Source organism: Kitasatospora sp. CM 4170 (assembly GCF_032110285.1).
GTDB classification, from domain to species: domain Bacteria; phylum Actinomycetota; class Actinomycetes; order Streptomycetales; family Streptomycetaceae; genus Kitasatospora; species Kitasatospora aburaviensis.
Window position 1 is genome coordinate 5,750,704 of the sequence record NZ_CP134877.1, and the last position, 12,798, is coordinate 5,763,501.

Annotated in this window: 8 protein-coding genes; 2 read left to right on the forward strand and 6 right to left on the reverse strand. The window is 72.4% G+C overall.

Annotation, left to right across the window (positions count from 1 at the left end):
• The first annotated feature begins 353 nt into the window (after positions 1-353).
• On the forward strand, positions 354-1,550 hold the full coding sequence (locus RMN57_RS24660) for an NADP-dependent malic enzyme (protein WP_313765505.1): 1,197 nt from the start codon (positions 354-356) through the stop codon (positions 1,548-1,550).
• Positions 1,551-1,816: 266 nt separating this feature from the next.
• A complete protein-coding gene (locus RMN57_RS24665) occupies positions 1,817-2,779 on the forward strand; it encodes a zinc-binding dehydrogenase (RefSeq protein WP_313765506.1) in 963 nt (320 codons plus the stop codon).
• 56 nt (positions 2,780-2,835) lie between these two features.
• Here the strand turns inward: RMN57_RS24665 and RMN57_RS24670 are convergent, their stop codons facing one another.
• The 6 genes from RMN57_RS24670 to RMN57_RS24695 form a co-directional block, all read right to left on the reverse strand.
• Entirely contained in the window at positions 2,836-3,873 is a 1,038-nt protein-coding gene (locus tag RMN57_RS24670) for a PadR family transcriptional regulator (RefSeq protein ID WP_313765507.1), read from the reverse strand.
• Position 3,874: 1 nt separating this feature from the next.
• Entirely contained in the window at positions 3,875-4,804 is a 930-nt protein-coding gene (locus tag RMN57_RS24675; protein WP_313765508.1) for a DUF4097 family beta strand repeat-containing protein, read from the reverse strand.
• A 211-nt stretch (positions 4,805-5,015) separates the two neighbouring features.
• Positions 5,016-5,195 carry a DUF6104 family protein gene (locus RMN57_RS24680; protein WP_313765509.1) on the reverse strand — a complete coding sequence of 60 codons (180 nt, stop codon included), beginning with the start codon at positions 5,193-5,195 and terminating at the stop codon, positions 5,016-5,018.
• Between the two features lie 33 nt (positions 5,196-5,228).
• The gene (locus RMN57_RS24685; protein ID WP_313765510.1) at positions 5,229-7,259 is read right to left on the reverse strand and encodes a serine/threonine-protein kinase; all 2,031 of its coding nucleotides are present in this window, start codon (positions 7,257-7,259) and stop codon (positions 5,229-5,231) included.
• A gap of 269 nt (positions 7,260-7,528) precedes the next feature.
• Positions 7,529-11,284: a multifunctional oxoglutarate decarboxylase/oxoglutarate dehydrogenase thiamine pyrophosphate-binding subunit/dihydrolipoyllysine-residue succinyltransferase subunit gene (locus tag RMN57_RS24690; protein ID WP_313765511.1), complete on the reverse strand. Its 3,756-nt coding sequence runs from the start codon at positions 11,282-11,284 to the stop codon at positions 7,529-7,531.
• Positions 11,285-11,584: 300 nt separating this feature from the next.
• A complete protein-coding gene (locus RMN57_RS24695) occupies positions 11,585-12,715 on the reverse strand; it encodes an ATP-binding protein (protein WP_313765512.1) in 1,131 nt (376 codons plus the stop codon).
• Positions 12,716-12,798 lie beyond the last annotated feature (83 nt).

A 12,798-nucleotide genomic window follows, 5' to 3' on the forward strand; every position in this document is an offset into this window, starting at 1 on the left:
CTCCCCTCGTGTCTGCGTTCACTCCTACGGGTGTTCGTGCACGTTCGCCGTTGCCGCCACCGGGTCCGGGCGCTTCCGACGCCCGGCGCCGTCAAGTGGCCGAGATGCGGATGAAATGCACGTAACGAGGACGAAAAGGCATAGGTGCGATGCCGCCGTCCGACCTACGCTCGGCCCGGTAGCACAGAGCAGACAACTGGAAACAACCCTCACCCGAGGGCGCAGGCCCCGACGGCAGCGCCCCGACCCCGCCACCCCCCGGGTCCGCTTCGGCGTACCCGGTTTCGGGTTTCCGGCAGGGTCGCCCCAGCTCCGTCGGCCGTGCCCTCGCTATCAATGACGAAGAGGTCATCGTGGCAGCGGAGATCATCCACACCAGCACGCAGGACACCGACGATCCGGTCGACGCCGTTTTCGCGCTCCACCGCGGCGGCAAGATGGAGGTTCGGGCCACCGTCCCGGTGCGCGACGCGGACGACCTGTCCCTCGCCTACACCCCCGGTGTCGCCCGGGTCTGCACGGCCATCGCCGAGCAGCCGGAGCTGGTGAACGACTACACCTGGAAGGCCAACACGGTGGCGGTCGTCACCGACGGCACCGCCGTGCTGGGCCTCGGCGACATCGGCCCGGAGGCCTCGCTGCCCGTCATGGAGGGCAAGGCCATCCTGTTCAAGCAGTTCGGCGGCGTGGACGCGGTCCCGATCGCGCTGGCCTGCACCGATGTGGACGAGATCGTCGAGACGGTCGTCCGGCTCGCGCCCTCCTTCGGCGGCGTGAACCTGGAGGACATCTCCGCCCCGCGTTGCTTCGAGATCGAGCGCCGGCTCCAGGAGGCCCTGGACATCCCGATCTTCCACGACGACCAGCACGGCACCGCGATCGTCACCACCGCGGCCCTGTGGAACGCGGCCAAGGTGACCGGCCGGGAGATCGGCTCGCTGCGCGCGGTCATCTCCGGCGCCGGCGCGGCCGGCATCGCCATCGCCAAGATGCTGGTGGCCGCCGGCATCGGCGACGTCTCGGTCTGCGACCGCAAGGGCGTGGTCTACGACGGCCGTGGCGACCTCACCGACGTCAAGGCCGAGATCGCCGCGCAGACCAACAAGTCCGGCATCAAGGGCTCGCTGGCCGACGCTCTGGCCGGCGCCGACGTCTTCATCGGCGTCTCCGGCGGCACCGTGCCGGAGGAGGTCGTGGCGACCATGGCCGAGGGTGCCTTCGTCTTCGCGATGGCCAACCCCAACCCGGAGATCCACCCCGAGGTCGCGCACAAGTACGCGGCAGTCGTCGCCACCGGGCGCAGCGACTTCCCGAACCAGATCAACAACGTGCTGGCCTTCCCCGGCATCTTCGCCGGCGCCCTGCAGGTCCGGGCCAGCCGGATCACCGAGGGCATGAAGCTGGCCGCCGCCAAGGCGCTGGCCGGCGTGGTCGCCGACGAGCTGACGCCGCAGAAGGTCATCCCCTCGCCGTTCGACGAGCGGGTCGCCCCGGCGGTCACCAAGGCCGTCGCCGACGCCGCCCGCGCCGAGGGCGTGGCGCGGATCTGACGCGAACGGGGGAGCGCTCCCGCCACGAGGAGCGCTCCCCCGGCCGCTCACACTCCCCCCGAGCCAAAGGGCGCCGGCGCTGCCGAGAGCGACGAGCGACCAGCGAGGAACGAGCGCCGGAGCGTGGGGGCACCCCCCGGCCGCCAGGCCGGGGGCGAGTGTCGGCAGCGGGTCCAGGCGCCCGGCGGCGAGCGGGGGACTGGCAGGAGATGCGTCACACCGACGCGTGGTTCCGGGCCCGGCCCTCCGCCGTTATCGTCCGGATCATGTTTGCTGCCTACGCCGCACGAATCGACGCCGACGACCCGCTGAGCGCCCTGGAGTTGGGCGAGCTCCCCGAACCGCAGGCGCGGCCCGGGTGGAGCGTGGTCACGGTCAAGGCCGCCAGCCTCAACCACCACGACCTCTGGTCGCTGCGCGGGGTCGGCCTGCCCGCCGAGAAGCTGCCGATGATCCTCGGCTGCGACGCCGCCGGCGTCGACGAGCACGGCAACGAGGTGGTCATCCACTCGGTGATCGGCCAGAGCGGCCACGGCGTGGGCCCGGACGAGCCGCGCTCGATCCTGACCGAGCGCTACCAGGGCACCTTCGCCACCCGGGTGGCCGTGCCCACCTGGAACCTGCTGCCCAAGCCCGCCGAGCTCTCCTTCGAGCAGGCCGCCTGCCTGCCCACCGCCTGGCTGACGGCCTACCGGATGCTGTTCACCAACGCCGGCGTGAAGCCGGGCGACACCGTGCTGGTGCAGGGGGCCGGCGGCGGCGTCTCCACCGCGCTGGTGGTCCTGGGCAAGGCCGCCGGCCTGCGGGTCTGGGTCACCGGCCGGGACGAGGCCAAGCGCGCCCGGGCCGTCGAACTCGGCGCCGACGCCGCCTTCGAGAGCGGCGCGCGGCTGCCCGAGCGGGTGGACGCGGTGATGGAGACGGTCGGCGCGGCCACCTGGTCGCACTCGGTGAAGTCGCTGCGCCCCGGCGGCACCATCGTCATCTCGGGTGCCACCTCCGGCCCCAGCCCGAAGGCCGCCGAGCTGAACCGGATCTTCTTCCTGGAGCTCAAGGTGGTCGGCTCGACGATGGGCAGCAAGGAGGAGCTGGCCGGGCTGCTCTCGCTCTGCGCGACGGCCGGCGTCCGGCCGGTGATCGACTCGGTGCTGCCGCTGGCCGAGGCCCGGGAGGGCTTCGCCCGGCTCGCCAAGGGCGACGTCTTCGGGAAGATCGTCCTCAACCCGTGAACGCACGGGTGTCCGGTGCTCCCCCCCCGAGGGACACCGGACACCCGCACGCCGGCTCAGCCGAGCAGGCGCTTCAGCCGCTCGCCGGCCTGGCCCAGCACCGTCCGGGCCTCGTTGAGCCGGTCGGCCGTCACCCGGCCGTCCCGGGCCGCGTCGCGGACCTGGTCGCGGAAGCGGTCGAGCAGGCGCTCCAGCTCCCGGGCCGGGTCGCCGGCCGGGTCGGTGGCCGTCCACGCCGGCGGGTCGGCCGGGGCGGAGCCCGCCGACCCGTCCTTGTCCAGGTCGATCCGGGTGACGGTGATCCGCTCGGCGGCCGGCCCGGCCTCCTCGGTCGGGTGGCCCCAGCGGGCCGCGTCGGCCAGCCCGGCCAGGCCCTTGGTCAGCTCGGAGAGTCCCTCGGCCAGGCCGGTGGGCCAGTCGCCCTTGGCGGCGTGCTCACGCACCTGCTGCTCGACCCGGCGCTTGATCCGCAGCGCCTCCTGCTGCGCCGCCGTCCGCGCCGCCCTGGACTGCTCGCGGAGCCGGCGGGCCTCCTCCTCGGCGGCCTTCGCCTTGGCCTTGGCCGCCTTCTCCTGCTCCTTGGCGCGCTTGGCCTGCTCCTTGGCCTGCCGCTTGAACTGGGTGAACTCCTCCTTGGCACGCTGCCAGGCGTCCTTGTCCCCCCAGGGGCCGGCCCACGGGTCCCCGTCCTCGGCGGGCTCGGGCCGGGGGGCCTGCTTGGCGGCGCCCCACAGTTCCTCGCGGAGGTCCTTGGCGCTGTCCCGGACGTCCTCGCGGATCGCCCCGGCGAGCTGGGCCACCGAGTCGCGGATCTCCAGCTCCAGCTCGTCCAGCTCGCCCTGGCGGGCCGCCAGTTCGGTGCGGCCGGCGTCGGTGAGCCGGTAGACCTTGCGGCCGCCCTCGGTGCTGTGGGCGACCAGGCCCTCCTGCTCCAGCTTGGCGAGGCGCGGGTAGACGGTGCCGGCGGACGGGGCGTACAGGCCCTGGAACCGCTCCTCCAGGAGGCGGATGACCTCGTAGCCGTGCCGCGGCGACTCGTCGAGCAGCTTCAGCAGGTAGAGCCGGAGCCGGCCGTGGCCGAAGACGGGGCTCATATCAGGCCTCCTTGGTGAGGTCGGGGCCGTTGCCGGCGTCCTTCTCCGGCTTCGGGCCGGCCGGGAGCTCCTTGACGAGCACCGGGCCGTCGTCCTCGGCCTCGGGGCGGCGCAGCACGGTGACGGCGCCGGAGACGGTGGTCACCGAGAGGCTGCCCTGGCCGTCCCCGAGCTGGCCGGAGAGCCGCTTGGCGCCCCAGGTGCCGCCGACCTTGAGCTGGTCGAAGGTGCTGGAGATGTCCCCGCTGTTGGTGCCGGCCTCGACCTTGGTGTCGGCCAGCGAGGGGAGCCGGATGCCGACCGGGCCGCTGACCGTGGTGACCTTGATGTCGGTCGGGTTGACCACGTCGAGGTCCAGGGTGACCGCGCCGGTGACGGCGTTGGCCAGCACCTTGTCGGCCGTGCCGGCGACCACGGTGAGCTGGCCGGAGACGGTGTTCAGCCTGAGCTGGCCGGCCACCGACTGGACGTCGACGTCACCGGAGACGGTGTTGGCGGAGGTCCGCCCGGCCAGTCCGACCAGGGTGACGTCGCCGTTGGCGGACTGGGCCGAGACGTGCTCGGCGAAGCCGGAGACGGTGGTGTCGGCCGAGACGGTGCCGACCTTGACCTCGGTGCCGGCCGGCGCGGTCAGGGTGACCGAGGCGCTCCGGCGGCGCTTCAGCGAGGAGAAGAAGCCCTTCACGGAGTCGACCGACTTGAGCACGTCGCCGAAGTCGCTCCAGCTGTTGAGGTCCTTGTAGGTGACCGTCAGGACGCCGTCCACCAGGGTGACGTGGAGCGGCTCGCCCTTGAGCTCGCCGACCTCCAGACGGGCCGGTCCCTCGGCGGCGACCACGTTCACGGCGCCGTCGATGATCCGGACGTGGACCGTCCGGACGTCCTCGTCGACGGTGATCCTGTCGGGGCCCTCGATCGTCCACTGGCTCATCTCTGCCGCCTCCCGTTGCGACTCGCGATGTATCGCGTTCTCTTTTAAAGACGATATATCGCGTAACGCCGAAGTCAAGGGAGCCCGCCCCCGAGGCCGACCCGGAGCCGTCCCCGATCCACCCCCTACGGGAGGCACGCGAAAGGCCCGGGAGGCGGTTGCCTCCCGGGCCCTTCGGCGGCGTCTCACCGGGTCGCTCGTCGTCCCCGGGTCAGTCGTCGTCCTCGTCGTCGAGCCGCGCCAGCCAGGTGGCCAGCCGCTCGACCGGGATCTCGAAGTCCGGGTTCAGGTCGACGAACTCGCGCAGGCGCTCGGCCAGCCACTCGAAGGTGACCTCCTCGTCGCCGCGCCGGCTCTCCAGCTCCTCGATGCCGCGGTCGGTGAAGTACACGGTTCGCTCCGGTCCGATGGGGATAAGACCTGGTCAGGATAGACCGGGCTGGCCGTTGGCCCGCCAGGTGCTGACGACCACCTTGGCCGCCCCGGAGGTGGCGTCGGCGATCTCCACCGCGGCGATCGCGATGTTCTGGCTGGTGCGGTCCCGGATGCAGAGCAGCCGGCCCGCGGTGACCCGGTTGAAGCTCAGGTCGGTGTCCGGCCGGGAGTCGATCGCGGCGGCGCACTGCTCGGGGGTGACGGCGGTGTCGCTGATCACCGCGAAGTCGGACTCGCCGTCGCCGACCGAGTCGAAGGAGTCGGCCCTGCCACCGCAGCAGACCGCCTTCTTGACGCCGAGGCCCCACTTCAGGCCGTTGGTGTTGCGGGGCACCACCTTGCCGGAGTTCAGGTCGATCCGGTACGCGTCGCTGGCGTACTCCGTCCCCGGGATGGCGAGCGAGACCTTTTCGAGCGCCGGGGTGTAGCCGCTCGGCCGGGCCGGCGCGGAGACGCCGCCCGAGCTCGGCGAGGCCGACTTCGAGGGCGAGGCCGAGGGGGCCTTGCTGGCCGTCGGGCTCGGCGCCGCAGCCGGGGAGTCCGCGCTCTGGGCGGGCGTGCTCTGGGCCGGCGCGGGCAGGCCGCCCGGCGTCTGCGGGGCGGAGGCCGAGTTGTCGGCCTTCTTGTCGTCGTTCCCGAGCTTCTTCATCAGCACCACGCCGCCCGCGGTGCCGCCGAGCGCCATCACCAGGGCGACCACCAGCAGCGCCTTCCAGGAGACGCCCTTGCGCTTGGGCTCCGGCGCGGGGGCCGGGGTGTCGGTCACCACCGGGCCGGGCGGCGGGGTGTCGTAGGAGGGCGGCTCGTGGCGCAGCTGCATGGTCGGCGGGGAGGAGAGCACCGGCCCGGTCGGGGACTCCGCGGTCGGCTGCGGGGCGCCGTACGCGCCCAGCGGCGGCGGGCTGAAGCCGGGCGGCGGGGTGACCGGCGGCTGCTGCGGGGTGGCGTACGACACGGCCGTCGCCGGGTGGGTCGGCTGCGGCGGGGCCGCCGCGGCGGTGGCGGCGGTGGGCGCGGTCGGCGGCACGGCCGGGGCCGGCGGCGGGGTGGCCGGCGCGGCCGGCAGCGGGGTCGGCGGGGTCTTCGGCAGGTCCGAGCGCCGGGTGATCTCGGTGTTGACCTGCTTGGGCAGCCAGTCGTCGGCGAACCGCAGCTGCCCGCCGACCGACGGGTGGTTGCGGGCGATCTCGATGATCTCGGCCGGCTTCGGCCGGTCCTCGGGGGACTTGGCCAGGCAGCGCAGGACCAGCTCGCGCAGGTCGGCCGGGACGCCCTCCAGCTCGGGCTGCTCGTGCACCACGCGGTAGAGCACCGCGGTGTCCGGGCCGTCGCCGAACGGGGCGGTGCCGCCGGCCACGTACGCGGCCAGCGCGCCGAGCGCGAAGACGTCGGTGGCCGGGGTGACCGGGCGGCCCTGGGCCTGCTCGGGGGACATGAAGGCGGGCGAGCCGATCCGGTAGCCGGTGCCGGTGAGGGCGGTGGCGTCGGCGGCCCGGGCGATGCCGAAGTCGATCACGCGCGGGCCGTCGCCGGCCACCAGCACGTTGGCGGGCTTGAGGTCGCGGTGCACCACCTCGACGCTGTGGATCGCCTGCAGTGCCTCGGCGATGCCGCCCATCAGCAGCAGCACGGTGCGGACCGGCAGCGGACCGTTCTCCCGGACCACCTGCTGCAGCGACGGGCCCGGCACGTAGGCGGTGACCAGCCAGGGCGCCTCGGCGTCGACGCCGGAGTCGATCACCTGGGCGGTGTACAGCCCGTGGATGCGCTGGGCGTTGGTGACCTCCTGGGCGAAGCGGCGGCGGAACTCGCCGTCCTCGGCGAACTCCGGGCGGACCACCTTGAGGGCGACCGGGCGGCCGCCCGGCGTGTAGGACAGGTAGACGCGGCCCATGCCGCCCGCGCCGAGCCGGGCGAACAACCGGTATCCGCCCACCTCCCGGGGGTCGTCCGGGTGCAGCGGTTGGAACACCGGGGGCATCGGGGAGGCGACGGCGTCCCGTGGTGCGTCGGCAGTCATGCGGTGGGTCCCCCTGGGAGAGCGTGAGGTCATCGGCCGGCCGCGGGCGATGACGGGCGCCCGGACGGCGGTCTGGCGAGGCATAACCTATCGACCCGTCAGCTCGCTTCGCAGGTCGGTGCCGGTTTGGTTGCAGAGCTGGGACCTTGGCGCGGCGCGTCCGTGCCGTTCCCGGGCCGCGAAAGGCCCCGGCCCCCGCGCGTGTGCACGGGGGCCGGGGCCTTCGTTCGACTGCCGCCCGACCGGGTCGGGCCGGGGCCGGAGCGGGATCAGAGCGAGAAGATCTCCTCCAGCAGCGCCTGCTGCTCGGCGGCGTGGCGCTTGGCCGAGCCGACCGCGGGGGCCGAGGAGGCCGTGCGGGCGACGCGGCGCAGGCGCGAGCCGTTGGCGCTGCGGCCGATGACGACCTGCAGGTGGTCGACCAGGTTCATCGCGATGAACGGCCAGCCGCCCTGGTTGGCCGGCTCCTCCTGGGCCCAGATGAACTGGACGTCGTCGCCGTAGCGGGCCAGCTCCTCCTGGAGCTCGGCCACCGGCAGCGGGTAGAGCCGCTCGACCCGGACGATCGCGGTGTCGGTGACCCCGCGCTCGGCGCGCGCCGCCTCGACGTCGTAGTAGAACTTGCCCGCGGTGATGACCACCTTGCGGACCTGCGACGGGTCGACGGTGCTGTCGCCGATGACCGGGCGGAACGAGCCGGACAGGAACTCCTCGGTCGCACTCGCCGCGGCCTTGAGACGCAGCATCGACTTCGGGGTGAAGACGACCAGCGGCTTGTGGTGCGGGTTGTGCGCCTGCCAGCGCAGCAGGTGGAAGTAGTTCGACGGCAGGGTCGGCATGGCGACCGTCATGTTGTTCTGCGCGCACAGCTGCAGGAAGCGCTCCGGGCGGGCGGACGAGTGGTCCGGGCCCTGGCCCTCGTAGCCGTGCGGCAGCAGCAGGACGACGCCCGAGTGCTGGCCCCACTTCTGCTCGGCGGACGCGATGTACTCGTCCACCATGGTCTGCGCGCCGTTGACGAAGTCGCCGAACTGCGCCTCCCACATGACCAGCGCGTTCGGGCGGGTCAGCGAGTAGCCGTACTCGAAGCCCATGGCCGCGTACTCGGACAGCAGGCTGTCGTACACGGTGTAGCGGGCCTGGTCCTCGGTCAGGTACAGCAGCGGGGTGTAGTCCTCGCCGGTGTTCCGGTCGATCAGGACGGCGTGGCGCTGGCCGAAGGTGCCGCGGCGGCTGTCCTGGCCGGCCAGGCGGACCGGGTGGCCCTCCATCAGCAGCGAGCCGATGGCGAGGGTCTCGCCCATCGCCCAGTCGATGGTGTTGTCCTCGACCGAGCCGGCGCGGCGCTGCAGCTGCGGCAGCAGGCGCGGGTGGACGGTCAGCCAGTCCGGCAGGTTGACCTGCGAGGCGGCGATCCGCTTGACCATCTCCTGGGAGATGCCGGTCTGGATGGAGACCGGGAAGTCGGCGACCGGCTTGCCGTTGGCGGCCGGGGCCGGCGCCTGGGCGGCGTCGCGGACCTCGGCGAAGACCTTCTCCAGCTGGCCCTGGAAGTCCTGGAGCGCCTGCTCCGCCTCTTCCATGGTGATGTCGCCGCGACCGATCAGGCCCTCGGTGTAGAGCTTGCGCACCGAGCGCTTCTTGTCGATCAGGTCGTACATCAGCGGCTGGGTGAACGACGGGTTGTCGGCCTCGTTGTGACCGCGGCGGCGGTAGCAGATGAGGTCGATCACCACGTCCTTGTGGAACTCCTGGCGGAACTCGAAGGCGAGCCGCGCGACGCGGACCACGGCCTCCGGGTCGTCGCCGTTCACGTGGAAGATCGGGGCCTCGATCATGCGGGCCACGTCGGTGCAGTACATCGAGGAGCGCGAGGACGCCGGGGCGGCGGTGAAGCCGACCTGGTTGTTCACCACGACGTGCACGGTGCCGCCGGTGCGGTAGCCGCGCAGCTGCGACATGTTCAGGGTCTCCGCGACGACGCCCTGGCCGGCGAAGGCCGCGTCGCCGTGGATCTGGATCGGCAGCACCGGGAAGGTGGTGCCGCCCTGGTCCAGGATGTCCTGCTTGGCGCGGGCGATGCCCTCGACGACCGGGTCCACGGCCTCCAGGTGGGAGGGGTTCGCGGCGAGCGAGACCTTGATGGTCTCGCCGTCCAGGCCGGTGAAGGTGCCCTCGGAGCCGAGGTGGTACTTCACGTCGCCGGAGCCGTGCATCGACTTCGGGTCGAGGTTGCCCTCGAACTCGCCGAAGATCTTGCCGTACGGCTTGCCGACGATGTTGGCCAGCACGTTGAGGCGGCCGCGGTGGGCCATGCCGATGACGGCCTCGTCGAGGCGGTGCTCGGCGGCGGCGTCGATGGTGGCGTCCAGCAGCGGGATGAGCGACTCGCCGCCCTCCAGCGAGAAGCGCTTCTGGCCGACGTACTTGGTCTGCAGGAACGTCTCGAAGGCCTCGGCCGAGTTCAGCCGGCGCAGGATGCGCAGCTGCTCCTCGCGCTCGGGCTTGGTGTACGGCTTCTCCAGGCGCTCCTGCAGCCACTTGCGCTGCTTCGGGTCCTGGATGTGCATGTACTCGATGCCGACGGTGCGGCAGTAGGTGTTGCGCAGCAGGCCGAGGATGTCGCGGAGCTTCATCATCCGCTGGCCGCCGAAGCCGCCGACCGCGAACTCGCGCTCCAGGTCCCACAGGGTGAGGCCGTGGGTGGTGACGTCCAGGTCGGGGTGCTTGCGCTGCTTGTACTCCAGCGGGTCGGTGTCGGCCATCAGGTGGCCGCGGACCCGGTAGGAGTGGATCAGCTCGATGACGCGGGCGGTCTTGTTGACCTCGTCGTCGTGGGTGGTGGCGACGTCGGTGGCCCAGCGGACCGGCTCGTACGGGATCCGCAGCGACTCGAAGATCTCGTCGTAGAAGCCGTTCTGCCCGAGCAGCAGCTGGTGGATCGTGCGCAGGAACTCGCCCGACGCCGCGCCCTGGATGACGCGGTGGTCGTAGGTCGAGGTCAGCGTCATGATCTTGGAGACGCCGAGCCGGGCCAGGGTCTCCGGGGCGGAGCCCTGGAACTCGGCCGGGTACTCCATGGCGCCGACGCCGACGATGGTGCCCTGGTTCTGCATCAGGCGCGGCACGGAGTGCACGGTGCCGATGCCGCCGGGGTTGGTCAGCGAGACCGTGACGCCGGTGAAGTCGTCCATGGTCAGCTTGTTGGCGCGGGCCCGGCGGACGATGTCCTCGTAGGCCTGCCAGAAGCCGAAGAAGTCGAGGGTCTCGGCCTTCTTGATGGCCGCGACGACGAGCTGGCGGTCGCCGTTGGGCTTCACCAGGTCGATGGCCAGGCCCAGGTTCACGTGGTCGGGCTTGACCAGGAAGGACTTGCCGTCCTCCACCTTGTAGCTGTGGTTCATGCCCGGGGAGGCCTTGACGGCCTGGACCAGGGCGTAGCCGATCAGGTGGGTGAAGGAGACCTTGCCGCCGCGGGCGCGCTGCAGGTGGTTGTTGATGACGATGCGGTTGTCGATCAACAGCTTGGCCGGGACGGCGCGGACCGAGGTCGCGGTCGGCACCTCCAGCGAGGCGTCCATGTTGGTCGCGACGGCCTTGGCCGGGCCGCGGAGCTGGACCAGCTCGGGGCCGGTCACGGCGTCGGCCGCGGCCGGAGCCGGGGCCGGGGCGGCGGCCTTGGGGGCCGGCGGCGCGGCGGGCGCTGCGGCGAGCGGCGCGGGAGCCGGGGCCGCGGCGGCCGGCGCGGGCGCGACCGGTGCGGCGGGGGCCGGCGCGGCCGGAGCAGCGGCGGGCGCGGGGGCAGCGGCAGGGGTCGGCGTGGGGCCGGCCTGGGTCGCGGCCTGGGTCACTGGGGTCACCTCGGTACCGGGCTTGTAGTCGGCGAAAAAGTCCCACCAGGCTCGGTCGACCGAGTTCGGGTCCTGGAGGTACTGCTGGTAGATCTCGTCGACGAGCCACTCATTGGGGCCGAAGCCAGTGGAGCTTGCCGAGCTGTTTGGGGGTTCTGGGGACTGTGGCGACACGGCGGCAACCGCCCTCTTCCGCTTCCTTTTGGGATGTTTGGACAGCGGGGATTAAGGCTACGCCCCTGACCAGTGATCGCGCAGTCCCCAGGGCGCAGGCGTCGCCCAGATCACAGTCCTGACCTGCGGTTTGGCTGAAAATGTGCGTTAGAAACTGGCTAGGGATGGGAACCGATCGCGCCTGATCGGGCACCATACCCGGACAGAACCGGACAAAACCTTGGACGGTCTGCGGACGATCCTCCGTCCGCGTCTGTGTCGCTTCTGTGACATGGGCGGTGCCCGAATCGTTGCTCCCGGTCACCGGGGGCCGGGCAGCCGGACCTCGATCCGGCAGCCGCGGGCGGCCTCGGCCACCTCGATCCGCCCGCCGTGCAGGTCCACCGCCCAGCGGGCGATGGCCAGCCCCAGGCCGGTGCCGCCGTCGGAGCCCGGCCCCTGGGCGGTGGCGGTGCCGCTGCGGCTGAACCGCTCGAAGACCCGGCCGCGGTCGGCCGCCGGGATGCCCGGACCCTCGTCCTCGACCTCCAGCAGCAGGGCGCCGGGCCCGTCGCCGGGCCGGGCGCGGACCGTCACGGTGCCGCCGGGCGGGGAGTGCTTGCAGGCGTTGTCGACCAGGTTGGCGACCACCTGGTGGAGCCGCTCCGGGTCCGCCACGCCGGTCAGCCCGGCCGGGCTGACCTCCAGGGCGAGCCGGACGTCGCCGCGCCGGGAGAACGCCCCGCCGGCCGTCGCGCCGTCCACGGTGACCCCGCGCAGCACGCCGTCCAGGAACTCGCGGACCTCGAACGGACGGGCGTCCAGGTCGACCACGCCGTCGTCGATCTTGGAGAGGTCCAGGAGGTGGGTGACCAGCCGGCCGAGCCGTTCGGTCTGTTCCAGCGCTGCGCCCAGGGTCGCCGGATTCGGCTGGACCACGCCGTCGACCACGTTCTCCAGCACGGCGCGCAGCGCGGCGATGGGCGTGCGCAGCTCGTGCGAGACGTTGGCGACCAGTTCGCGGCGGTGCCGGTCGGCGGCCTCCAGATCGGCCGCCATCTGGTTGAAGGTGGCCGCCAGCTCGCCGATCTCGTCGCGCGAGTTCACCTCGACCCGGCGGCTGTAGTCGCCGGAGGCCATCGCGCGGGCGGCGGCGGTCATGTCGCGCAGCGGGGCGGTCAGCCCGTGCGCGAGGAACTGCATGAAGAGCAGCGAGGCGATCATGGAGAAGACCATGATGATCCGGATCTGCGTCTCGGACCGGATCGCCACGACGACCATCCCGGTGGCCAGGAAGACCGAGACGATCACCAGGAGGGCGAGCTTGCCCTTGATCGAGCGGACCGGGTCGAGCGGCCGGATGTCGGCCCAGACCCGGCGGGCGGCGCGGGCGGCCAGGGTCGGCCGCCGGGTGCCGTCGGCGGCCCCGTTGCGTTGCTGTGGAAAGGTCATTGGTCCCTGTGATCCCCCGCGTGCGGTGGTCCCCCGCATGGTGTGCACGGCGGTTCGGGACACGGGCCCCCCGGAGGCCCGGT